Raw genomic sequence first — 23009 nt, forward strand, 5'->3', positions numbered from 1 at the left:
CGGACAACAAAGAGGCTTTTATGAGCATAGAGATCGAAAACATTGCCAAGCAGTTCGGCAGCTTCACCGCCCTGAACAACGTGTCGCTCACCATCCCCTCCGGCGAGCTGGTGGCCCTGCTGGGCCCCTCCGGCTCCGGCAAGACCACCCTGCTCCGGATCATCGCCGGCCTGGAAACGCCGGACAGCGGCCGGATCCTGTTCGACGGCCGGGACACCACCGAGAGCCATGTGCGGGACCGCAAGGTGGGCTTTGTCTTCCAGCACTACGCCCTGTTCAAGCATATGACCGTGTTCGACAACGTGGCCTTCGGCCTCACGGTCCGCCCCCGTGAGACGCGCCCCTCCCGGCAGGAGATACAGGACAAGGTGATGGAACTGCTCAGGCTGGTGCAACTGGCGGGGCTGGCCGGCCGCTACCCTTCCCAGCTCTCCGGCGGCCAGCGCCAGCGGATCGCCCTTGCCCGGGCCCTGGCGGTGGAACCCCGGGTGCTGCTGCTGGACGAGCCGTTCGGCGCCCTGGATGCCCAGGTGCGGGCGGAACTGCGCCGCTGGCTGCGGCGGCTCCATGACGAGATTCACGTCACCAGCGTCTTCGTGACCCATGACCAGGAAGAGGCCCTGGAGGTGGCGGACCGGATCGTGGTGATGAACAGGGGGAACATCGAGCAGGCCGGCACCCCGGACGATGTCTATGAGCACCCGGCCAACCCGTTCGTGCTCAACTTCCTGGGGAACGTCAACCTGTTCCACGGCAGGTTGCAGGGTACGCCCCAGCAGGGCCGGGCCGACAACGCCGTCTCCTACGTCCGCTCCCACGATATCGAGATCGAGCGTGGCCGCCAGGATTCCTCCTCATTGCCGGCCACGGTCAGACATATCCAGAAGCTGGGGCCCCAGGTCCGGGTGACGCTGGTGGTGGAGGGGAACGATGAATTCGTGGAGGCCGAGCTGACCAGGGAGCTGTTCCGCACCCTGGGGCTGCAGCAGGGGGAACAGGTGTTTGTAAGGCCGCGGCAAATCAGGGTCTTTGTGGAGGACTACCAGATATGAGCACAGCCCAGCCCTTCATTCCATCGGACGCCACGCCTGCCGATATCCTCCGCACCGGCATCGAGGCGGCCGGCGGGCCGGTTTCCCTGGCCTGTTCCTTCTCCCCTGAGGATGTGGCCATCATCGACATCGCCCAGCGGGCCGGCATTCCCCTCGGCGTCTTCGCCCTGGACACCGGCCGGCTGCACGAGGAGACCTACGAGGTGGCCGAGGCCCTGGTTGAGCGCTACCGCCTGACCATTGACTGGTTTTTTCCCCGCCACGAGCTGGTGGAGCGACTGGAGCGGGAGAAGGGGCTGTTCTCCTTCCGGGAATCGCTGGAGAACCGCCACGAGTGCTGCCATATCCGCAAGGTGGAGCCGCTCTCCCGGGCCCTGGCCGGACTCTCCGGCTGGGTGACCGGCATGCGGCGCCAGCAGGGGGTGACCCGCGGCGAACTGAGCGCCGTTGAAATTGACAGCCTGAACAACGGCATCCTCAAGATCAACCCGCTCATCAGCTGGAGCGAGGAGCAGCTCACCGCCTACACGGAACAGTACGGCCTTCCCCGCAACCGCCTTCTGCGGCAGGGGTACCGCTCCATCGGCTGCGCCCCCTGCACGCGGGCCGTGCAGCCGGGGGAGGATGCCCGGGCCGGACGGTGGTGGTGGGAGAATGCGGAAAACAAGGAATGCGGCTTACACAGGCGATGACGGCTGTGGCTTTCACGCCATCTCGCCGCCGTCCTCGTCACTCCCGTGTGCGGCGTAGCGTGGCTCAAGCCTCCGTGGTCGCTCCTGCGGGTGCGACGATCTGACGTAAAATCCGCAGCCGGTTAGTAAACCCAAGGAGATATTTGTGAGTCAACAGTTAACCCATTTACAGCAACTTGAAGCCGAGAGCATCCAGATCATCCGCGAGGTGGTGGCCGAGTTCGCCAACCCGGTGATGCTCTACTCCATCGGCAAGGATTCGGCGGTGATGCTGCACCTGGCCCGCAAGGCCTTCTACCCGGCGCCGCCGCCCTTTCCGCTGTTGCATGTGGATACCACCTGGAAGTTCCGCGAGATGATCACCTTCCGGGACCGGATGGCGCGGGAGTGCGACCTTGACCTGATCGTGCATGTCAACCGGGAGGGGGTGGCACAGGGAATTTCCCCCTTTACCCACGGCTCGGCCCTCTACACCGACATCATGAAGACCGAAGGCCTGAAGCAGGCCCTGGACAAGTACAAGTTCGACGCGGCTTTCGGCGGAGCCCGCCGCGACGAGGAGAAGTCCCGGGCCAAGGAACGTATCTTCTCCTTCCGCAGCGCCAACCACCGCTGGGACCCCAAGAACCAGCGGCCGGAACTCTGGAGTCTCTACAACACCCGGATCAAGCCGGGGGAAAGCATCCGGGTCTTCCCGCTCTCCAACTGGACCGAACTGGATGTCTGGCAGTACATCCACCTGGAGAACATCCCGATCGTACCGCTCTACTATGCGGCGGTGCGGCCGGTGGTGGAGCGGGACGGCATGCTGATCATGGTGGATGACGACCGGCTGGAGCTGAAACCGGGCGAGACCGTGCAGCAGAGGTCGGTCCGCTTCCGCACCCTGGGCTGCTACCCTCTCACCGGCGCCGTGGAGTCGGAGGCCGACACCCTGCCGCAGATCATCCAGGAGATGCTGCTGACCCGTACCTCCGAACGCCAGGGGCGCCTGATCGATCATGACCAGGCCGGCAGCATGGAAAAGAAGAAGCAGGAAGGATATTTCTGATGGCACATCAATCCGAACTGATAGAAAAAGATATCCTCGCCTACCTGAAGAGCCAGGAGGAGAAGTCGCTGCTGCGTTTCATCACCTGCGGCAGCGTGGATGACGGCAAAAGCACCCTGATCGGGCGGCTGTTATGGGACTCCAAGATGGTGTTCGAGGACCAGCTGGCAGCGTTGGAGGCGGACAGCAAGAAGGTGGGCACCCAGGGGGGGGCCATCGACTATGCCCTGCTGCTGGACGGCCTGCAGGCGGAACGGGAGCAGGGGATCACCATCGACGTGGCCTACCGCTTCTTCTCCACCGACCGGCGCAAGTTCATCGTGGCCGACACCCCCGGCCACGAGCAGTACACCCGCAACATGGTCACCGGCGCCTCCACCGCCAAGGTGGCGGTGATCCTGGTGGATGCCCGCAAGGGACTTCTCACCCAGACCCGCCGCCACAGCTACCTGGTCTCCCTGGTGGGGATCGGGCATGTGGTGCTGGCGGTGAACAAGATGGACCTGATCGATTTCGACCAACAGCGGTTTGCCGCCATCCTGGAAGAGTACCGGCAGTTCGCCGCGCCGCTGGGGTTTTCGTCCATCACCGCCATTCCGATCTCGGCCTTGAACGGCGACAACATCATCGAGAACAGCGCCAGCACCCCCTGGTACGACGGCCCCGCGCTGCTCACCTACCTGGAGACCGTGGCGGTGACGGACACCGTGGCTCGCCAGCCGTTCCGGCTGCCGGTGCAGTGGGTGAACCGCCCCCACCTTGATTTTCGCGGTTTCTGCGGCACCGTAGCCTCCGGCACCATCCGTCCCGGCGATGAACTGCGGGTGGCTGCTTCGGGACAGACCAGCCGGGTGGACCGCATCGTCACCATGGACGGCGACCTGCCGCACGCGGTGGCCGGTCAGGCGGTGACCCTGACCCTCACGTCGGAAATCGATATCAGCCGGGGAGACCTGCTCACACCGCCGGATGCGCCGCCGCTCCACACCCGTCACCCTGAGGCACGGCTGGTCTGGTTTCATGAGGAGCCGCTGCAGGTGGGGCAGACCTACCTGCTCAAGGGAGCCGGCGGCACCATCCCCGGCCGGGTCATCTGCGTGACCGCAGCGGTGGATGTCAACACCCTGGAAGAGCGGCGGGTTCCCACCCTGGGACTGAACGAAATCGGCACGGTCCGTCTGGAGCTGGACCGTCCCCTCTCCTGCGACACCTACAACACGAACCGGGACACCGGCAGCTTCATCCTGATCGACCGGTTCAGCAACGCCACCGTGGCGGCCGGCATGATCACGGCGGCAGCGCCGGACAACGGATCGCTGGAAAGTTTTTACGGCCTGGGGGATACGGAGGGAGCGGCCGTGCACCGGGTTGAACTGGGACGGGATGGCGTCGCGGTGGTGGACCTGACCGGCGTGGAGCTGCCGCTCCTGGTGAGTGCCGCTCCGGAACTTCCTGCCCTGCTGGATCGGGGCTCAGCCGTGACCATACTCTTGCGAGGCCCGGAACAGCTGGAACCGCTGGCCCGGCTGGCCCTGGATCGCGATCTGCACTTCACCTTTGGCCGCAGCAATGGTACAGTACGGGTCATGCTGTACGGGGAGCCCCCGTCATAGCAGCAGATCCAGTATCCGGAAGGTAGCCCGTAATGTCGAATCCGCCGTACCCGCAGCACCCCGCAGCACCGCCTCAACGTACCGCCGTGGCCCTCCTCTCGGGGGGCCTCGATTCAACCCTTGCCGTCAAGCTGATGCTTGAGCAGGGGATCAGGGTCGTAGCCCTCAACTTCACCTCTCCCTTCTGCACCTGCACCAGCAAGTCATCCGGCTGTAAGTCCGAGGCGGTGCGGGTTGCCCAGGAGTTCAACATCCCGATCACGGTCAAGAACAAGGGGATCGACTATCTGGAGATCGTCCGGGCGCCCCGTTTCGGCTACGGCAAGGGCCTGAACCCCTGCATCGACTGCCGTATCTTCCTGCTGCAGAAAGCCGGTGAGTTTCTGCGGGAAACCGGTGCCGACTTCGTCATCACCGGCGAGGTGCTGGGGCAGCGCCCCATGAGCCAGCGCCGGGACGCCCTGCTGCGGATCGAGCAGGAAAGCGGCCTGGCCGGCCTGATCCTGCGCCCCCTCTCGGCCCGCCACTTCGAACCCACCATCCCGGAAAACGAGGGGTGGGTTGACCGGGAAAAGCTGCTGGCCATTGAAGGGCGTTCCCGCAAGGAACAGATTCAGCTTGCCGAAGAACTGGACCTGGGGAACTACCCCTGTCCCGCCGGCGGCTGCATGCTGACCGAGCCGCTCTTCGTGCCCAAGCTGAAGGATCTGTTCGAGCAGTGCGACCAACTGGAGATGTTCGACATCAAGCTGCTCAAAACCGGCCGCCACTTCCGGCTCTCCCCCCGGCACAAGCTCGTGCTGGGACGGGACGAGCGCGAGAACGACCTGCTGGCCGCCGTGGCCCGCCCCGAGGACACGGTACTGCTCTGGCAGGACGGCACCGGCCCCTGCGGCCTGCTCACCGGCCCGGAGGACCCGGCCGTGCTGGATCTGGCCGCTGCCCTGCTGCTGCACCACACCAAGGCGACACCCCGCGAGGAGAGCCGTGTGCTGGTCCGGCACAACGGCCACGAAAAAACCGTCAGCCGGATGAATGATCTGGAACGGGAGGCTGTTACGGCGCTCCGCCTGTAGGACCGCCCCCCGCACACCCCACACCCGAGCAAAGGAATCAGCCGATGACCCTGCTGGACGAAATCATTGCCCACAACCGGAGTTTCACCCATCCCGGTGCCTTTCCCCCCCTCTCCAAGTCCCCCCGCAAGCAGCTGGGGATCTTCACCTGCATGGACACCCGGCTGGTGGATTTCCTGGAGCCGGCCATGGGGTTGCAGCGGGGGGACGCCAAGATCATCAAGAACGCCGGCAACACCATCATTGACCCCCACCAGGGGGGGGTGATCCGTAGTCTGGTGGTGGCGATTTACGAGCTGGGTGTTGAGGAAGTGTTCGTCATCGGTCATGAGGACTGCGGCATGGGTTCGGTGGATGGGCCGGGACTGCGGGACAAGATGATCGCCCGCGGCGTGTCGCCGGAGATCATCGACCGGATGATGCCGGACATCGGTCAATGGGTGGGAGCATTCTCCCATCCGCGGGAGAATGTGGAACGGGTGGTGCGGGTACTGCGGGAAAACCCGCTGCTGCCGAAGAACGTGCCGATCCACGGCCTGCTGTTCTGTCCCAACGACGGCCGCCTGGAGGTGGTTTCCGCCGGGTACGGCACTTAGAAAACTCTCAGCGCCGCTCCAAAATAAACGTTACCGGGCCGTCGTTTACCAGGCTCACCTGCATATCGGCCTGAAAAACACCGGTGGCCACCGTCACCCCGTGTCGTTGCAGGGTTTCGACGAAATAGTCGTACAGCCGCCTCCCTTCCGCTACAGGGGCGGCACCGTCAAAGGACGGCCGCCGTCCCTTGTCGCAGTTTCCGGCCAGCGTGAACTGCGACACCGCCAGGATGGCACCCCCCACCTCCCCCAGGGCCAGGTTCATCTTGCCCGCCCCGTCCTCGAAGATGCGCAAGCCGATGATCTTCTCCGCCAGCCAGTCGGCCTGGGCCTCGCCATCCCCTTTCTCAACCCCCAGCAACACCAGGATTCCCCGGTTAATGGCACCGACCGTCTCTCCGTTCACCGCCACCGAAGCGGAGCTGACGCGCTGAATCACGGCCCGCACGACACCACCTCCTGCTCACAGGGGATGACGATCCTGAATTGCGCTCCCTCCGCGGTGTTGACGACACTGATCCGGCCGCCCAGCTTGCTTTCCAGGATCATGCGGGTCATGTACAGCCCCAGACCGGTTCCCTGGGACTTGTGACGGGTCGTGAAATACGGGTCGAAAATCTTGTCGATGATCTCCTCCGTCACCCCACCGGCATTGTCGCTGATGGTGATCAGGGCTTCGCCGTCGCTGATGCGGCAGATCACCTCAATTGTCGGGTTGACGGTATTTCGCTCCACCAGCACGTCACGGGCATTGTTGATGATGTTGAGAAGTGCCTGGGAGAGCTCGTTGGCGTACCCCATCACCATACAGCGGCGGTCAAGCTCCACCGTGACCGTAATGCCGTAATGCTGCAGCGACGCCCGTACCAACCCCACGGCATTCTGGATGGCGACCTCCAGGTCAAACAGCCGCGGGACGCGGTCCTGCTTGAAAAAGTCACGAAAATCGTTGATGGTATTGGACATGTACTGGATGGTGCTCATGCTCGAGTCGATGAACTGGCCCACTTTCTGGCCATCCAGCAGGCCGTCCTCGTAGTCGTACCGGACCATCTGGATAAGAATACCCAGCTCGTTCAACGGCTGGCGCCACTGGTGGGCGATATTGGAGAGCATCTCCCCCATGGCTGCCAGCCTGCTCTGTTGCATCATCAGCAGGTCCTTCTCCCGGTTCTTGGCCAGCTCCTCCCGCACCCGCTGTTCGAGGGAATCGTTCACCGCCTCCAGCTGCAGCTGTTTAACCCGTAACGCCTCCTCGGTCCGCTGACGCACCGAGACCTCCTCCTCAAGCAGGGCCGCATTCAGGTGGAGCTCCTCCTCCATCTTCTGGCGTTCGGCGATCTCATGCTCCAGTACCTTTGCGCGTTCATGGAGGGTGGAGGACATCTCCTGCAGCGTCATGGCTAGGCTGTCCAGCTCGGCGATCTCGGAGCCGGGCCAACGGGTAACAATCTCATCGTTGGCGATGTTGCGCGCATGAGAGGCCAGGGCTTCGATCTGCCGGGCCAGGCGGTAGGAAAAGACCAGGGAAGCGGCCAGGACCGTCAGGGCAGTCACCAGCAGTCCGGCCACAGCAATGGCAACGGCCACCCAGACCTGGCGGTAGGCCGTTGCCCGCGGTTCCGTGACCAGTACCCACCAGTCCAGCGTCCTGATCTTCTGAATGCTGCCCACCATGACGGTACCGTTCAGATCGAGAAGGCCACTTGCATCCGCACCGGTTTTAATGCTGTTCTGAATCAGCTCATTGTTGCTCAGGTTTATCTGCTGCGCGGTATAGCGGCCGCTCTGGTCGGCAATAATCTGACCGCGACGGTCGATCACGAACAGCTGCCGGTCCTTTGCCATCGAAATCCGGCGGAGAAACAGGGAAAGCTCAGCCAGATCGATCTCGCCGATCAGCACCCGCGGCCCCGAGGGAGCGGCAACGGCAACGGAGAGACCGCTGCCCACCACCGACAGGAAGGTCTCCGACCATTGAAGATTGCCGGTTGTGCGCGTCTGCCGGAAGAGGTCGTTGCCGGTCATGTCCAGCCCCTGCAGATCGGCACTGCTTACCCGGGCATCCTCCATGAGCCCCACCATCCCGATCCGGCCATCGGCATCCACCAGGTAGAGGCTGCGCAGGTGCGGTACCGATTTGACGGCGGCATATATGACATGCTGGACGTGGCGCCGGTATTCCGCTGTCAGCTCAGCTTCGGGATGCAGGCGGGCAATGGTGGTGACGTGGGATTCAGCAACGGTGAGAAACGACTCGACCTGGCCGGCAATGGCTTCGGCCAGTTGGTGTTGTTGGGCGTTTACGCCGCGGCTGATCAGCGGCACCAGCCAGAGCCAGCCGAAGAACAGCACCAGCAGCAGGGGCAGAAATATGGCAAGGGCCGAGTTGGCAAACAGTATGGTGCGCAGGCTTCTGGTGGTCATGGAAGCCTATGGCTCCAGGGTATGGTAGCTGCCGTCGCGCACGACGGCAAGGTAGGTGGGCCGGTCGGCATCGCCGAAACGGTCGATGGTGAACTCCTGCTGGACACCGCTGAAACGGCCGATCCGCAGCAGCGTCTGTTTGACGGTTTCCCCTGGGCCACGCTTTTCGAGCGTTTCGAGAGCAACCTTGGCGGCATCATAACCGGCAAGTGCGGCAAATCCCGGCTCCTGGCCGCCAAAGCGAGCCCGATAGGCGTCCCTGAAGGCGCGATACCGGGGATGGGCGCTTTCGCGGTTGAAGAACTGCGACACGTGCGCCCCTTCAGCCGCGGCGCCGGCCAGCTCCACAAAGCGTTCGGTGGAGGGCCACTCCGACAGGGCGATGGCCTGCCGGGGCGCCAGCTTGCGGATCTGCTGGCAGATGACCGCCGCGTCCACCGAGTTGGTAATCACCAGCACCAGGTCCGGCTTTGCGGCCAGCACTTGGCGCAGTGGCCCTTGAAAAGCAGGGGTGGCGCCGGAGTGAAAACCGTACGCTCTCACCATCTTCCCGCCGTGTTTCCCGAACCGGGCCGCGAACTCGTTCAGCCAGACCTCGCTGTAGGCTCGGTTGTCCAGATCGTAGACAGCCGCCACGGAACGCCGGTTCAGCCTGCGGTACTGAAAATCCGCCGATTTTTCGGCATAGGCGCGGGTATCGCCGCAGACCCGGAAAAAATTGTCGTCCTTCCCGGCAAGCGAGCTGGAGGTAACGGTGGGACTGAGCAGAATGGTGTCGGAGGCATTGATTCGCGGCAGAATGGCGGTTGCCACGCCGCTGGTCATGGGACCGATGATCACCTCGACCCGGTTGGCCAGCAGTTCCTCGACAGCTTTTCCGGCAATATCCGGATTCTGTTCGTCGTCACGTACCAGCAGTTCCACGGGATGGCCATTCAGACCACCGGCAGCGTTACGCTCCTCAATGGCCAGCATGACGCCGTTGCGTCCCGCAATCCCCAGGTCAGCCACCCGACCGGACATGCCGGCCATCATGCCGATTTTGACCGGTTCTTTCCGGGAACAGCCAGCCAACAGGCACGCGAGCACGAGCGTCGCCGCAGCAAGTCGTGTCAGTCTGCTCATGGATAGTCCTCCCACACCCGCCGAACTTCAGATACCACGCTCCACATCGTTTCCGTTGCCCTTATACCACAGCTTTCCGATAAGGAAAGCCGGCGTCATCAACCGCTCTCGCCACGGAGAGCGGCCAGCAGCGCTTCCGCACGGGTTTCCACCAGGCGCAGCCGCCGCTGTATCTGTTCGCTGCCGGCGTTTTCGGCCTCCTGCTCCAGCAGGCTTGCCGCCAGATGCAGCTGACCGGCACTGATATTAGCGGCACACCCCTTGATGGCATGGGCCACCTGCCGCAGGGCGGAACGATCGTCAGCTTCCGTCGCCGCCCGGAGCTGACTGAGCTGACGGGGAATATCCTCCAGCGCGATCGCGAGAATTTCGTTCATCAACTCTTCCGCGTCTCCCACCCGGTCCAGCAGATCAGCCCGATCAAAAACCTGCAGGTCCCGCTGCCCCTCGCCCGTTGCGGGGTGATCGCCCGTCCCCGGCGGCGGCTGGTGGGCGTGGGGACCACGGGATAGCCATTTGTCCAGCATTTTCACCAGCTCCAGCGGCTTGACCGGCTTGGAAAGGTAGTCATCCATACCGGCGGCCAGGCAGCGCTCCCGGTCGCCGGACAGGGCGTTCGCGGTCATGGCGATCACCGGCACCGTCCGGTTCAGCGCCGTGGAGTCCGGGGAACGCAGCCGGCGTGTTGCGGCAAACCCGTCCAGTTCCGGCATCTGGCAGTCCATCAACACCAGGTCGTAGGCAATCCGTTCCAGCAGTTCAAGGGCCTCCCGGCCATTGGCCGCCACATCGGCACGATAGCCGGCCTTGCCCAGCATGGCCAGTGCCACCGCCTGATTCACCTGATTGTCTTCCACCAGCAGAATATGCACCCCGTCCCGCTGGGCCTCCCGGATGGCGTGGGCGGCACCAGGCCCGCCCCCTCCCTGGTGCGACGGCGCCCCACGCCCCACCAGCACGGAGAGGCAGTCATGGAGGTGTTGCTGTCGGATCGGTTTGGTCAGAGAGGCATTGAAGCCGGCCTGTTCAAAGGTAGCCGCATCCCCCCGCTGCCCCAGGGAGGTCAGCGCCACCAGCGCCGTCTTCCCCACCTCGGCATCGGCCCGGATCATGCTTGCCAGGCTTAGGCCGCCCGTTTCCGTCATGTCGTAATCCAGCAGAGCAACCTGGAAGGGGTCTCCCTGCCGCTGGCGTTGGCGGAGCAGTTCCAGCGCCGCTGTGCCGTCGGCCACGGCGACATGGTGGCAGCGCCACCCCGCCAGCAGCGATCCCAACAGCTCGCAATTGGCCGCGTTATCGTCCACCACCAGCACCTTGAGACCGTCAATCGGTTCTAAGGGATGGGAGCCAATCCGCTCCGCCGGCGCCACCGGTTCGAAGCGGACGGTAAACCAGAATTCCGACCCTTCCCCCTCTTGGCTCTCAACGCCGATCTGACCTCCCATCAACCGTACCAGCTGCCGGCAGATGGCGAGTCCCAGGCCGGTACCGCCGTATTTGCGGGTGGTGGAGCCGTCCACCTGGATGAACGGTTCGAAAATGGCGTTCAGCCGTTCCCGGGGGATGCCGATACCGGTATCACGCACCGAAACCCGCAGCACCACCTGCCGATGATCCTCCTGTTCCAGCAGCGCCCTGATGCAGACATCGCCGTGCGCCGTGAATTTGATGGCATTGCCGGCCAAGTTCAACACGATCTGGCGCAGCCTGCCCGGGTCTCCCTTCAGCTCCCAGGGAACCGCCGGGTCCACCAGACAGACCAGCTCCAGTCCCTTCTCGGCAGCCCGGCCGGCCAGCAGTTCAATCGTCTCCTCCAGGGTCACCCGCGGGTCGAAGACCAGGGTCTCCAGTTCGAGGCGGCCGGCCTCGATCTTGGAGAAATCCAGGATGTCGTTGATGATGTCCAGCAGGTTTTCGCCGCTTCTGCGCACAATCTCGGCGAAGCGGCGCTGTTCCGGCGTCAATTCGGTTTCCAGCAGCAGGCCGGTCATACCGATCACCCCGTTCATCGGGGTACGGATTTCGTGGCTCATGGTGGCCAAAAATGCGCTTTTTGCCTGGGTGGCCTCTTCAGCCTCCGCCAACGCCAGCGCCAGCTCAAGGCTCTTCTGCTCCATGGAAATGGAAAAATCCAGCAGCTTGGATTCCCGAGCCGCCAGACCGTCCAGCAGATTATTGAAGGAGTCGGCCAGCAGCTGCAGCTCGTCGTTGCTGGTAAGATGGATACGACTGCGGTTGCCGGCACCGGTGGCCACCGCCTTCACCTGGGAGGTCAGGCTGTCCAGCCCCCCGGTAATACTGCGCCCCAGCAACCAGGCAACCAGCACCGCCACCCCCACGGCGGCGGTCATCCCCCAGAGGAAGGCGGCCCTGAAACGGAAAATCGGCTCGTAGGCCTCCTCGATGGGAAACTGGGAAACCAGCACCCAGCCGGTGGATTCGAGCCGCTTGAAGGCGGCCAGGAACTGTTGCCCCCCGAAGTTGCTGGTTTCTCCCACCCCTTCGGCCTGCTTCATCGCCCGGTCAAAAATCAGATTGGACTCGGGCGAAAGATCCTTTTTCCCCACCCGGTCCCGGGCGGGATGGAGGATCACGGTCCGGTCGGGGGCGAACAGGGAGAGATAGCCGCTCCTGCCCACCTTGGCGCTGGTCAGATCCCGGAAGAAGCTGTCTTCGGCCTGTATATCGATGGCACCGGTCAGCAGGCCGACGACTCTTCCCTGCTGATCGCGCAGCGGCGCTGTCATGACAAGGATCGGCGTCTTATCGACCCGTGAGTTCACCGGCAGGGACACCAACGGCTTTCCGCTGCGGAGCGTTTCGCGGACATAGGGTTCGTCGGCGACGGAAATGCCGAGCAGCCGTGGCAGATGGGGGTTTGTAGCAACCTGAACGCCGTTGCCGTTCACCAAGGAGAGACCGTGGGAAAAGATTGAACGGATGCCGGTACGGTTTTCCAGCCAGCTCTGCATCCGCAGACGGTCACCCAGCATTGTCACCGGCACCACGCGCGCCACGGCGATGAGCGCTTCCTGAGCACTTGACATTTTGTGGTCCAACCCCCGAGCCACGGTGGAGACCATCGAAAGCTGTTCGCGGTAGATACTCTCCTGGGTCTGCAGCTTGAACCAGGCATAAGTGCCCCAGGCAATCATCCCCAACAGCAGGGCAATGAAGATGCTGAAGCCGGCAATCAGCTTGTAACGTATGCTGACAAAGGTCATGGGTGCGGAATACCTTCCGGTACAACAAAAATCAGGACAGCATGCGGCGGGACGGTGCCGAAGCAACACAGGCGCACCCCGAAGAGTACGCCTGTGCGGCACGAAAGGCGGCGCGACGCACGCCGGTGATCCCGTCTCGGCTTACAGGCGGATCATCTCATACCTGCGGCTTCCCAGGCCAATCTTTTCTGCATGTTCCAGCTGCACTTCCCAGGGGATATCCGGCCAGACTCCCCGGAATTTGTCGCCACCCGGCTCATGCCCCGACTTCAGGGCGCTCCCTTCGTTCCCCCGGGCACCGTTCACCAGATCGGCACAGGCCTGGTCCAGGGCCACCGGATCGGTGGAGGCGCAGATACCGATGTCGTTGACGATGGGGGCGTCGCAGTGGCCGTAGCAATCGCAGGCCGGCGAAACCTGGGTGATGAAATTCAGGTAGACGGTCTTGCCCTGCTTGTTCGAAACCGCTCCCAAAGCATATTCGGCCATCTTCTTCATCACCAGATCCACCGCCTCGTTCCACTGGATATTCACCGCCTTGGTGGGGCAGACCGTGATACAGCGGGAACAACCGGCGCATTTCGCCGCATCGATCACCGCCGTGCCGTCCGTGATGACGATGGCATCATGGGCACAGGCCTTGATACAGAGGCCACAGGCGGTGCAGTGCTTGGCGGCAACCACCGGCGCCACGGTGGAATGCTGCACCAGCTTTCCCTTGCGGGACGCACAGCCCATCCCCAGGTTCTTGATGGCGCCGCCGAAGCCGGTCAACTCGTGACATTTGAAGTGGGACAGCGCCACCAGGGCATCGGCCTCCACGATCTCGGTACCGATGTAGACTTCCTGCAACAGTTCCCCGTCCACCGGTACCGTTGTTTCCGTCACCCCGCGCAGGCCGTCGCTGATGATCAGCGGCACCCCCACCACCGCATAGGCGAAACCGTTCTCGATGCCGCAGGCGAGAGCCGACACCGCCTCCTTGCGCTCACCGGGATAGAGGGTGGAGGAATCGGTCAGAAACGGCTTCGCCCCCAGTTTCTTCAACTCGTCCACCACCCGGCGGGCAAAGATCGGTCGAATGAAAGCGCTGTTCCCCTTTTCCCCGAAGTGGATCTTCACAGCGGTCAGGTCGTCCTGGGTGACGCGCTGCTGCAGGCCGCACAGCGTCAACAGCTTGGTGATCTTGTCGAACAGGTTCTCCTTGTGACTGGCCCGCATATCGGCGAAAAATACTTTTGACATAAACATCCCCCGGTAACCGGAATTTTTTGACTCAGGTCATGCAGAACTGAAAACCCGTGGTATAGTGTTCATACCACAAAACGACCAAAACTCATCCATTCCAGTTGAGCCATCACCATCACAAGGAGGAAGCACCAATGAGCATGTTCTGTAACCAGTGCGAACAGGCCGCCAACGGCACCGGCTGCAACATATCCGGCGTCTGCGGCAAGAAGCCCGACGTTGCCGCTCTGCAGGACCACCTGCTGTACGGCCTGAAGTCCCTGGCCCTGTACGCCGACAAGCTGGGCCGCAATGCCGAGATCGACCGTTTCACCATCGAGGGGCTCTTCACCACCGTTACCAACGTGGACTTCGACCCGGAAACCATCGGCAAGAAGATTCAGCAGTGCTACCAGTTGAAGGAAAAGGCCAAGGCCGCCAGCGGTGCCGTCATCGCCGGCCCGGTTGCCGACTGGAAACCGGCCGCCGACCTGGCCGGCATGGTAACCCAGGGTGGTCAGTACGGCATCAACAGCCAGCATGTCAACGAGGATATCCGCTCCGTCATCGAAATCCTGATGTACGGCCTGAAAGGGATGGCCGCCTACGCCGACCACGCCCTGATCCTGGGTCGCAGCAACGATGAGGTGAACGCGTTCTTCCAGCGGGCGCTGGCCGCCACCACCGATGCCTCCCTGGGGCTGATGGACTTCGTGGGGCTGTGCATGGAGTGCGGCAAGCAGAACCTGACCGTCATGGGGATGCTGGACGCCGCCCACAACGACACCTACGGCGCACCGGTTCCCACCCCGGTCAACCTGGGCACCAAGGCCGGCAAAGGGATTCTGGTTTCCGGCCACGACCTGAAAATGCTGGAAGAACTGCTCAAGCAGACCGAAGGCAAGGGGATCAACATCTATACCCACGGCGAGATGCTGCCGGCCCACGCCTATCCGGGGCTCAAGAAGTATTCCCACCTGGCCGGCAACTTCGGCGGCGCCTGGCAGGACCAAGCCAAGGAGTTCCCCCACTTCCCCGGCGCCATCATCTTCAACACCAACTGCATCCAGCGTCCGGCCGACTCCTACACCGACCGCCTCTTCAGCTGGGGTCTGGTGCAGTGGCCCGGCGTCAAGCATGTCAATGGCTGGGATTTCTCCGAAGTGATCAACAAGGCCCTTGAGTGCCCCTCCCTGCCGGAGAATCCGGGCCAGGAGATCCTGACCGGCTTCGGCCACAACGCCGTGCTGGGGGTTGCCGACAAGGTTATCGCCGCCGTCAAGGCCGGCCAGATCAAGCACTTCTTCCTGGTGGGCGGCTGCGACGGCGCAAAATCGGGCCGTAACTACTACACCGAATTCGCCGAAAAGGCGCCGAAGGATACGGTCATCCTCACCCTGGCCTGCGGCAAGTACCGCTTCAACAAGCTTGAGTTCGGCGATATCGGCGGTATCCCCCGTCTGCTGGATGTGGGGCAGTGCAACGACGCCTACAGCGCCATCCAGATCGCCGTGGCCCTGGCCGGTGCCTTCGAGTGCGGCGTCAACGACCTGCCGCTGTCCCTGGTCCTCTCCTGGTACGAGCAGAAGGCGGTGGTCATCCTGCTGACCCTGCTGTCGCTGGGTATCAAGAACATCCGCCTCGGACCCACCCTGCCGGCCTTCATCACCCCGGCGGTGCTGGGCTTCCTGGTGGAGAACTTCAACATCATGCCGATCACCACGGCCGAAGAAGACCTGAAGGCGATCCTGGGATAACCGGACATCACCAGGCTGCAGCATCCCATAACGGCGCGATACCGGACGTATCGCGCCGTTATGCGTTTCGCTGCGGCATATCGCTCAACTGCGGTTCCGCACACGTCGCATGCCAGTTTCCCTCTTTCAGTAATACTCCTCCCCGTACTCCGGCACGCTGTCCAGAAAGCCGGGATAGCGCTCCGCCGCTGCCAGCGCCTGGCGTGCATCGTCGATCAACCGTTCCCGGTCCTTGGGGTAGCTGCCGGTCAGCTCCAGAAAATTGGAAACATGGTTGGAGCGCAGGATGGTACGGGCAGGCTGCAGGTGCTGCAGCAGTTCCAGGGCCTCCCCCATCAGCTCCCGCCGGGTGCAGCGCTCAAGGGAGCGGACGAAGCCGTCGTTGTGGCGGTGAAAAAGAGTAAGGAGCGAAAAATACTCCGGGTTGACCCGGTTGATCCAGGCCGCGGTGGCCCGGGCGTGGTCCCTGCTCCGTCCGCGCCCCGCCAGCCCCAGGATGGCGGTCACCGACAGCCTGATGCCGGCATCCCGGGCCATGAGGGCCTGTTCTGCCATGGTTGCGGCGGAGAACCCCTTGTCGATGGTCGTCAGGGTGACATCGTCGCCCGATTCCAGACCGAAATAGAGAATTCGCAGCTTCAACGCCCGCAGACGGCGCAGCTCTTCCGGGCTCTTGGTGGTCAGGCTGTTGGGGGAGGCATAGGCTCCCACCCTGGTCAGGGCCGGAAAGGTGGCGGACAGCGCCTCCAGAATGATGGCCAGCCCTGCCGTGGGGTAGACCAGGGCATCGCCGTCCGCCAGGAAGACCCGTTCGATGCGTGAACGGTAGGCCGCGGGAATGGCCCGTATCTCGGCGAGAATCTCCTCCGCCGGACGGATGCGGAACGGTTTTCCCTTGTACATGCCGCAGAACCGGCAACGGTTCTGGGAGCAGCCGATAGTGATCTGGAAGATCAGGCTGCGGGCCTCGCTGGGGGGACGGAAGAGCGGTTCAACGTAGTGCGGCATCATGGCGCAGCAGCCTCACTATCGATATGCACCGCCAGCCAGACCGTCACCTGTCCGGCATCGGTCCAGGCAACCCGGTGACGGCAGCGGGGCGGCAGGTACAGGTAGTCACCCGGCAGCAGACGTCGCGGACCGGCCTCCCCCTCCAGCTGCAGTCCGGCTCCCCCGGCCAGTAGCAGCACCCACTCCCCCTGTCGCTGGTCGTACCACTCTCCCTCCGGCGTGGCCTGACCATGGGAGACGATCCGTTCGATCCGGACCGCCGGCAGGGTCAGCAAGGTTTCGAACACCTCCCCTGCTCCGGCATCGGGCAGACCGGCGAACAGGTTGCCGCTCACGACAGCCGCTCCACCAGAAAGGGGTGATCCAGGCCGGCGCGGCTCAGCAGCTCTTCCACGGCAGACGGTCCGGCAGACAGGATCTCCTGAATCCGCCAGGCCAGCACCAGGTGCAGCAGTACCGGCAGATTACCGTAGAGGGCGATGCCGAACTGCTCTCTCATCCGTACCAGCAACCGCTCCTCCAACTCCCGGCCGCTGTCCTGAGTGAAGGCCGCGTAGTGGAGCGGAAAGGCCACCACCGACCGATCCAGTGACGCCACGAACGCCTGTTTTTCCTCGGGGGGGAGTGTCCCGAAGTCTGCGCCGCACCAATGAGGTTCCTTGGTGGAGAGCAGCGCCCGACAGGACAGGGGGCGCAGAGGATACACCATGCAGCAGCCGTCGTCCCCCAGCAGCGGACACCAGCCCATTTCACTGCGCTGCATCCGCAGATAGCTCTTCAGGTCGGTCAGTGGGATGGTCAAGTCCCGCAGGCGCTGCACATAGCCGGCAACCGCGCCGGCCTGCTCCGTTGTCAGGATTGCCGCCAGGTCAACCGCCTCGGTCAGGGTGCAGTTGACCGCCAGGCTACAGCAGGAGCGGCAGCCCGCCGTGCAGAACAGCCGCCCCCCGGCGCCCCGGTACTCACCCGCCCAGGCAGCGGTCATCAGGTCAAGGGTAGCACGCTGTTCCGCCAGCTCATCCAGCAGCGGTTGCCATGGTGTCCCGTGTTGTTCATCGGTCAGAATCGTCATTCGTTACATGCCTGTTGCTGAATTTCCACATATTGGTACAACTCACGGTGTACCAATTCGACGTTTTATGCAACAATCATCGCGCCGGACTCCGGGGACCCGTACCGGTTGTCCCCATACTGGCACCACCGAGCGAGATCATACCATGCCACCAAAAAAGGTAACCGTAACCGCTGATGAAGCGCTGAGCCGTGCCTTGCAGGTTCTTGACGCCCCGGCACCGGACAGCAGCCTGCTCGCCGAGGAGCTGCGACTGCTGGCAGGAAGCTATCACACCCTGTTGCGCAAACTGCACAAAACCCTGATCATCAGCGACAGCTACCAGCACCAGCTGCGGCAGTTCAACACGACTCTTACCCAACGGGTGGAGGAGGAAACTGAGCGGCGCCTGGCCCAGGAGCGGCTGCTGGCGCAGAACGCCAAAATGGCCGCCATGGGGGAGATGATCGACGCCATCGCCCATCAGTGGCGTCAGCCCCTGACTACCCTGGACATCCTGGTGCAGAACATCCGCGAAGCCCGTCGCCAGAACAAGCTGGATGACGCCTATCTGAACCGTGCCACCGACCGCGCGCTTTCCCAGATACTGTTCATGTCCGAGACCATCGCCGCCTTCCGGAAATTCTTCCGGCCTGAGAAGCGCAAAGAGTTGTTCAGCGTTTCCGCCAGGGTCATTGAGGCAGCCTCCCTGATGAACGCGCAGATGCGGCGCGACAACATCACCCTCGCAGTTGTCACCCAAACGGAGGACGACCAGACCTGCGGACTGCCCAACGAGTTCGCCCAGGTGGTCGTCAACCTCCTGACCAACGCCCGCGATGCCATTCTTGAACTGCGTCGCAGCCAATCAGCCCCCGGCGGCGACCATCGTGAGCGGGACCGGATAACGGTGCAGGTCAGCAGCGGCCCCGACCGGATTCTCCTTGAAGTATGCGACAACGGTGCCGGCATCCCCGCCGAGGCAGCCCCCCGGCTGTTCGAGCCGGACTTCAGCACCAAGAAGAAGCGGGAAGGAAGCGGGCTGGGACTCTACATGTCGCGCCTGATCATCGAACAGAGCATGGGCGGCACCATCACTTTTTCCAGCTCCCCCGGGGAAACGGTATTCCGGGTGGAGGTCCCACGGGGGGAGTGCCGGGAGGAAGCGGCATGAACCTCCTGTACCTCGACGCCACCGCCGGCATCAGCGGCGATATGACCGTAGCGGCCCTGCTCGACCTGGGGCTCCCCCTCGATCATTTGCAGGAACAACTGGCTACCCTCGCCCTGCCGCCCGACTCCTTCACGCTTGTCGCTCAACGGGTGGAACGGCGCGGCATGGCCGGGCTGCACCTTGACGTTCGTCTGCCCGGCGACGATCATCACCACCACGGCGCTCACGGACACCATCACCACCGCAGCTACGCCGACATCCGTGCCATGATCGCCGCCAGCGGTCTCAACGAACGGGTCAAGGCAACGGCACAGCGGATTTTTCTGCGTCTGGCCGAGGCGGAAGCACTGGTTCACGACACCACGGTGGATGCTGTCACCTTCCACGAAGTGGGGGCGGTGGACAGTATTGTGGACATCGTGGCAACGGCCATCGGCCTGGACTACCTGCAGGTTGGACGGCTGCACGTCTCGGCAGTACCGCTGGGTGGCGGCTTCGTCGAGACGGCCCACGGCCGGCTGCCGGTGCCGGCACCGGCCACGGCGAAACTGCTCACGGGATGTGCGGTACATGCCCGCTGCGGCGACGGTGAGCGGGTAACCCCCACCGGTGCCGCCATCCTGGCGGCACTGGCGGAACGCGCCGACACCATGCCGGAGATGACGATCACCCGGATCGGCCACGGCGCGGGAACCAAGGACTTTGCCGACTGTCCCAACCTGCTGCGGGCCTTCCTGGGGACCACACCGCAGTCTTCGGAGCAGGACATGGTCCGGGAGGCGGTCTGCAATCTGGACGACGTCACCCCGGAACAGCTCGGCTACACCCTGGAGCGCTTGCTGGAGGCCGGAGCGCTGGACGTCTGGCATACCGCCATCCAGATGAAAAAGAACCGGCCCGCCGTGCAGCTCTCGTTCCTCTGCACCGCCGCACATCTTGATGCGCTGATCGGACTGGTTATGGCCGAAACCGGCAGCCTGGGGGTACGGGTCTACGAGGTGACCCGCCGGATCGCCCCCCGGACGGTGGAGGAACGGCTGACCCCCTGGGGAACGGTCCATTTCAAACGATCTCCGGCGGGGATAAAGCCGGAGTACGAGGACTGCCGCCGGATCGCCCGCGAGCAGGGCCTGCCGCTTCGGGAGGTACAGCAGCGTCTGCTGCGGGAGGAACGCAATGACCGCCGTTGATGAGGTCGTGGCGGACCTGCTTCGTTCCTCCGGCCTGACCCTGGCCCTGGCCGAATCCTGCACCGGCGGTATTATTGCCGCGCGGATCACGGCGGTACCGGGCAGTTCCACCTATTTTCGGCTGGGGATCGTTGCCTACCACAACGATGCCAAGCAGCAGATGCTGGGGGTTCCGTCGGCCCTGCTGGCGGAGCACGGTGCCGTCAGTGGACCGGTGGCTCACGCCATGGCCGCAGGAGCGCGGGCCGCGGCCGACAGCGACCTCGCCCTGGCGGTGACCGGCATCGCCGGCCCCGGCGGCGGTACTGCGGAAAAGCCGGTGGGCACCGTCTTCATCGCCCTGGCCGACCGGACCGGCTGTACGGCTCACCGCTACCAGTTTCAGGGTACCCGTGACGACATCCGCCTCCAAACCACGGAAGAGGCGCTCTTTTTGCTGAAAAATCGTCTTTTGATGATAAAATCGCCGGTAAATTAGCTTGCCGCCCCCTGTTTCGATATGCTACTTTTCGCAACTCTTTTCATCTCTTTTCACGCCAAGGAGGCAGAGCCGTGAGCGATAAGAACAAGGCCATCGAGCTGGCCCTTTCCCAGATAGAAAAACAGTTCGGCAAGGGTGCCATCATGCGCCTAGGCAACGACGAAGCCCTGCCCGGCGTGGAGGCGATCTCCACCGGCGCCATCTCCCTTGACCTGGCGCTGGGGGTGGGCGGTGTGCCCCGGGGCCGGGTCATCGAAATTTACGGTCCCGAATCCTCCGGCAAAACCACCCTGGCCCTGCATATCGTGGCGGAGGCGCAGAAGAGCGGCGGCATCGCCGCCTTCGTCGACGCCGAGCATGCCCTGGACATCACCTACGCCCGCAAGCTGGGGGTGAAGACCGACGACCTGCTGGTCTCCCAGCCCGACACCGGCGAGCAGGCCCTGGAGATCGCCGAAACCCTGGTGCGCAGCGGCGCCATCGACGTGCTGGTGGTTGACTCCGTTGCCGCCCTGGTGCCCAAGGCGGAGATCGAAGGGGAGATGGGTGACGCCCATGTGGGCCTGCAGGCCCGCCTCATGTCCCAGGCCCTGCGCAAGCTGACCGGCATCATCTCCAAGTCCAACTGCTGCGTCATCTTCATCAACCAGATCCGGATGAAGATCGGCGTCATGTTCGGCAACCCGGAAACCACCACCGGCGGCAACGCCCTCAAGTTCTACGCCTCGGTGCGGCTGGATATCCGCAAGATCGCCACCCTCAAGCAGGGGGATCAGGTGATCGGTTCCCGCACCCGGGTCAAGGTGGTCAAGAACAAGGTCGCCCCACCCTTCAAGGAGGCTGAATTCGACATCCTCTACGGCGAAGGGGTCTCCCGCACCGGCGACGTTCTGGATCTGGCAGTGGAACGGGGGATCATCGACAAAAGCGGTGCCTGGTTCTCCTACAACAAGGAGCGGATCGGCCAGGGGCGGGAGAACTCCCGTCAGTTCCTCAAGGAGAATCCGGCCATGCTGGCGGAGATCGAGGCGAAGCTGATGGAGCTGATCAAGCCGGCCCCCAAAGCCGACGCCTGACAGCCGCTCCCCACGGAGGCATGCATGGACCTGAATGAGATTCTCACCATCGCGGTCAAGGCGAAAGGTTCCGACATCCATATCAAGACCGGACTGCCTCCCATTGTGCGGATCGACGGCCGGCTGCACCCGATCCCCAACGCCCAGCGCCTGGCACCCGAAGTGGTGGGCGGCATGGCCATGTCCATGATGAACGATCGCCAGAAGCGGATCTTCGAGGAAAACTCCGAGGTGGACCTGGCCTACGCCGTGCCGGGATTGGGCCGGTTCCGGGTCAGTTGCTACCGCCAGCGGGGGACCGTGGCCATGGTGTTCCGCGCCATTTCGGTGAAAATCCCCAACCTCGACGAACTGAATCTGCCGCCGGTGCTGAAAAAACTCTGTCAGGAAGAGCGAGGGCTGATTCTGGTGACCGGTACCACCGGCTCCGGCAAGTCCTCCACCCTGGCGGCCATGATCGACCAGATCAACAGCAGCCGCACCTGCAACATCATTACCATCGAGGACCCGGTGGAGTTTCTGCACCGGGACAACAAGAGCATCATCAGCCAGCGGGAGGTGGGCACCGATACCCCCACCTTCGCCAGCGCCCTGAAAGGGGCTCTGCGTCAGGACCCGGACGTGATCCTGGTTGGCGAGATGCGGGACTACGAAACCGTGGAAACCGCCATGACCGCGGCGGAAACCGGCCACCTGGTGATGTCGACGCTGCACACCATGGATGCCCAGGAAACCATCAACCGGATTATCGGCGTCTTCCCCCCCTACCACCAGCGGCAGGTGCGGATTCAACTGGCCGGCATCATCAAGGGGATCGTTTCCCAGCGGTTGGTGCCCCGGGCGGACGGCAAGGGACGGGTGCCGGCGGTGGAAGTGCTGCTGGGAACGGCTCGGGTCCGGGAGTGCATCGACGACAAGGACAAGACCAAGCAGATCCGCGACGCCATTGCCCAGGGATTCGTCTCCTACGGCATGCAGACCTTCGACCAGTCGTTGATGAAGCTGTACACCTCCAAGCTGATCACCTACGAGGAGGCGTTGCGGCAGAGCTCCAACCCCGACGACTTCGCCCTCAAGGTTTCCGGCATCTCCTCCACCTCCGACACCACCTGGGACAATTTCGAGGAAAAGAAGGTGGACGCAGCCATCGACGAAGGAGAAAAGATCGAGGTGGATCGTTATTGAC

At 63.4% G+C, this 23009-nt stretch carries 19 protein-coding genes and 1 pseudogene; 12 read left to right on the top strand and 8 right to left on the bottom strand.

Annotated features, from left to right (window positions below; translation table 11 throughout):
* The first annotated feature begins 20 nt into the window (after positions 1-20).
* The 6 genes from RAK07_RS12425 (at position 21) to RAK07_RS12450 (ending at position 6080) form a co-directional block, all read left to right on the top strand.
* A complete protein-coding gene (locus RAK07_RS12425; RefSeq protein ID WP_305733152.1) occupies positions 21-1052 on the top strand; it encodes a sulfate/molybdate ABC transporter ATP-binding protein in 1032 nt (343 codons plus the stop codon).
* Positions 1049-1744, top strand: coding sequence for a phosphoadenylyl-sulfate reductase (locus RAK07_RS12430; RefSeq protein WP_305733153.1), 696 nt, complete (start codon positions 1049-1051; stop codon positions 1742-1744). The genes RAK07_RS12425 and RAK07_RS12430 overlap by 4 nt, the downstream gene beginning before the upstream one ends.
* Before the next feature lie 145 nt (positions 1745-1889).
* The gene (cysD, locus tag RAK07_RS12435; protein WP_305733154.1) at positions 1890-2795 is read left to right on the top strand and encodes a sulfate adenylyltransferase subunit CysD; all 906 of its coding nucleotides are present in this window, start codon (positions 1890-1892) and stop codon (positions 2793-2795) included.
* Positions 2795-4408, top strand: a complete 1614-nt coding sequence (cysN, locus tag RAK07_RS12440; RefSeq protein ID WP_305733155.1) for a sulfate adenylyltransferase subunit CysN — start codon at positions 2795-2797, stop codon at positions 4406-4408. The genes cysD and cysN overlap by 1 nt, the downstream gene beginning before the upstream one ends.
* A gap of 32 nt (positions 4409-4440) precedes the next feature.
* Positions 4441-5484, top strand: coding sequence for a hypothetical protein (locus RAK07_RS12445; protein ID WP_305733156.1), 1044 nt, complete (start codon positions 4441-4443; stop codon positions 5482-5484).
* A 44-nt stretch (positions 5485-5528) separates the two neighbouring features.
* Entirely contained in the window at positions 5529-6080 is a 552-nt protein-coding gene (locus RAK07_RS12450) for a beta-class carbonic anhydrase (RefSeq protein WP_305733157.1), read from the top strand.
* 7 nt (positions 6081-6087) lie between these two features.
* On the opposite strand, the gene dtd is transcribed toward RAK07_RS12450, so the two are convergent.
* The 5 genes from dtd to RAK07_RS12475 form a co-directional block, all read right to left on the bottom strand.
* Positions 6088-6528: a D-aminoacyl-tRNA deacylase gene (dtd, locus tag RAK07_RS12455; RefSeq protein WP_305733158.1), complete on the bottom strand. Its 441-nt coding sequence runs from the start codon at positions 6526-6528 to the stop codon at positions 6088-6090.
* On the bottom strand, positions 6516-8507 hold the full coding sequence (locus tag RAK07_RS12460) for a sensor histidine kinase (protein ID WP_305733159.1): 1992 nt from the start codon (positions 8505-8507) through the stop codon (positions 6516-6518). Before RAK07_RS12460 ends, dtd begins: the two co-directional genes overlap by 13 nt.
* 6 nt (positions 8508-8513) lie before the next feature.
* The gene (locus RAK07_RS12465) at positions 8514-9632 is read right to left on the bottom strand and encodes an ABC transporter substrate-binding protein (RefSeq protein WP_305733160.1); all 1119 of its coding nucleotides are present in this window, start codon (positions 9630-9632) and stop codon (positions 8514-8516) included.
* 98 nt (positions 9633-9730) lie between these two features.
* Positions 9731-12856: a response regulator gene (locus RAK07_RS12470; RefSeq protein WP_305733161.1), complete on the bottom strand. Its 3126-nt coding sequence runs from the start codon at positions 12854-12856 to the stop codon at positions 9731-9733.
* 141 nt (positions 12857-12997) lie between these two features.
* The gene (locus RAK07_RS12475; RefSeq protein ID WP_305733162.1) at positions 12998-14101 is read right to left on the bottom strand and encodes a DUF362 domain-containing protein; all 1104 of its coding nucleotides are present in this window, start codon (positions 14099-14101) and stop codon (positions 12998-13000) included.
* A 137-nt stretch (positions 14102-14238) separates the two neighbouring features.
* On the opposite strand from RAK07_RS12475, the gene hcp reads away from it, so the two are divergent.
* Positions 14239-15840 (top strand): hydroxylamine reductase, encoded by a 1602-nt coding sequence (gene hcp / locus RAK07_RS12480; RefSeq protein WP_305733163.1) that lies wholly within the window; start codon positions 14239-14241, stop codon positions 15838-15840.
* Between the two features lie 126 nt (positions 15841-15966).
* On the opposite strand, the gene RAK07_RS12485 is transcribed toward hcp, so the two are convergent.
* Genes RAK07_RS12485 through RAK07_RS12495 form a run of 3 tightly spaced genes read right to left on the bottom strand, consistent with a single transcriptional unit; the run spans position 15967 to position 17923 of the window.
* A complete protein-coding gene (locus RAK07_RS12485; RefSeq protein WP_305733517.1) occupies positions 15967-16848 on the bottom strand; it encodes a radical SAM protein in 882 nt (293 codons plus the stop codon).
* Entirely contained in the window at positions 16848-17186 is a 339-nt protein-coding gene (locus tag RAK07_RS12490; protein WP_305733164.1) for a cupin domain-containing protein, read from the bottom strand. The genes RAK07_RS12485 and RAK07_RS12490 overlap by 1 nt, the downstream gene beginning before the upstream one ends.
* On the bottom strand, positions 17183-17923 hold the full coding sequence (locus tag RAK07_RS12495) for a YkgJ family cysteine cluster protein (protein WP_305733165.1): 741 nt from the start codon (positions 17921-17923) through the stop codon (positions 17183-17185). The genes RAK07_RS12490 and RAK07_RS12495 overlap by 4 nt, the downstream gene beginning before the upstream one ends.
* 145 nt (positions 17924-18068) lie before the next feature.
* On the opposite strand from RAK07_RS12495, the gene RAK07_RS12500 reads away from it, so the two are divergent.
* The 5 genes and pseudogenes from RAK07_RS12500 (at position 18069) to RAK07_RS12520 (ending at position 23008) form a co-directional block, all read left to right on the top strand.
* Complete coding sequence (locus tag RAK07_RS12500) at positions 18069-19076, top strand: sensor histidine kinase (RefSeq protein WP_305733166.1); 1008 nt, start codon at positions 18069-18071, stop codon at positions 19074-19076.
* Complete coding sequence (larC, locus tag RAK07_RS12505; protein ID WP_305733167.1) at positions 19073-20266, top strand: nickel pincer cofactor biosynthesis protein LarC; 1194 nt, start codon at positions 19073-19075, stop codon at positions 20264-20266. The genes RAK07_RS12500 and larC overlap by 4 nt, the downstream gene beginning before the upstream one ends.
* A pseudogene (locus tag RAK07_RS12510) lies at positions 20262-20744 on the top strand (CinA family protein); the annotation flags it as partial. The gene larC and the pseudogene RAK07_RS12510, both read left to right, overlap by 5 nt.
* Before the next feature lie 74 nt (positions 20745-20818).
* Positions 20819-21823, top strand: a complete 1005-nt coding sequence (gene recA, locus RAK07_RS12515) for a recombinase RecA (RefSeq protein WP_305733168.1) — start codon at positions 20819-20821, stop codon at positions 21821-21823.
* A 24-nt stretch (positions 21824-21847) separates the two neighbouring features.
* Complete coding sequence (locus tag RAK07_RS12520) at positions 21848-23008, top strand: type IV pilus twitching motility protein PilT (protein ID WP_305733169.1); 1161 nt, start codon at positions 21848-21850, stop codon at positions 23006-23008.
* Position 23009: the final 1 nt, after the last annotated feature.

The organism is Trichlorobacter ammonificans (assembly GCF_933509905.1).
GTDB classification, from domain to species: domain Bacteria; phylum Desulfobacterota; class Desulfuromonadia; order Geobacterales; family Pseudopelobacteraceae; genus Trichlorobacter; species Trichlorobacter ammonificans.

What these genes read in the sequence shown, in the direction of transcription:
- RAK07_RS12425 (WP_305733152.1), top strand. Translation starts at nt 21, where the DNA reads ATGAGCATAGAGATCGAAAACATTGCCAAGCAGTTCGGCAGCTTCACC.
- RAK07_RS12430 (WP_305733153.1), top strand. Translation starts at nt 1,049, where the DNA reads ATGAGCACAGCCCAGCCCTTCATTCCATCGGACGCCACGCCTGCCGAT.
- cysN (WP_305733155.1), top strand. Translation starts at nt 2,795, where the DNA reads ATGGCACATCAATCCGAACTGATAGAAAAAGATATCCTCGCCTACCTG.
- RAK07_RS12445 (WP_305733156.1), top strand. Translation starts at nt 4,441, where the DNA reads ATGTCGAATCCGCCGTACCCGCAGCACCCCGCAGCACCGCCTCAACGT.
- RAK07_RS12450 (WP_305733157.1), top strand. Translation starts at nt 5,529, where the DNA reads ATGACCCTGCTGGACGAAATCATTGCCCACAACCGGAGTTTCACCCAT.
- RAK07_RS12460 (WP_305733159.1), bottom strand. Translation starts at nt 8,507, where the DNA reads ATGACCACCAGAAGCCTGCGCACCATACTGTTTGCCAACTCGGCCCTT.
- RAK07_RS12465 (WP_305733160.1), bottom strand. Translation starts at nt 9,632, where the DNA reads ATGAGCAGACTGACACGACTTGCTGCGGCGACGCTCGTGCTCGCGTGC.
- RAK07_RS12470 (WP_305733161.1), bottom strand. Translation starts at nt 12,856, where the DNA reads ATGACCTTTGTCAGCATACGTTACAAGCTGATTGCCGGCTTCAGCATC.
- RAK07_RS12475 (WP_305733162.1), bottom strand. Translation starts at nt 14,101, where the DNA reads ATGTCAAAAGTATTTTTCGCCGATATGCGGGCCAGTCACAAGGAGAAC.
- hcp (WP_305733163.1), top strand. Translation starts at nt 14,239, where the DNA reads ATGAGCATGTTCTGTAACCAGTGCGAACAGGCCGCCAACGGCACCGGC.
- RAK07_RS12485 (WP_305733517.1), bottom strand. Translation starts at nt 16,848, where the DNA reads ATGCCGCACTACGTTGAACCGCTCTTCCGTCCCCCCAGCGAGGCCCGC.
- RAK07_RS12495 (WP_305733165.1), bottom strand. Translation starts at nt 17,923, where the DNA reads ATGACGATTCTGACCGATGAACAACACGGGACACCATGGCAACCGCTG.
- RAK07_RS12500 (WP_305733166.1), top strand. Translation starts at nt 18,069, where the DNA reads ATGCCACCAAAAAAGGTAACCGTAACCGCTGATGAAGCGCTGAGCCGT.
- larC (WP_305733167.1), top strand. Translation starts at nt 19,073, where the DNA reads ATGAACCTCCTGTACCTCGACGCCACCGCCGGCATCAGCGGCGATATG.
- RAK07_RS12520 (WP_305733169.1), top strand. Translation starts at nt 21,848, where the DNA reads ATGGACCTGAATGAGATTCTCACCATCGCGGTCAAGGCGAAAGGTTCC.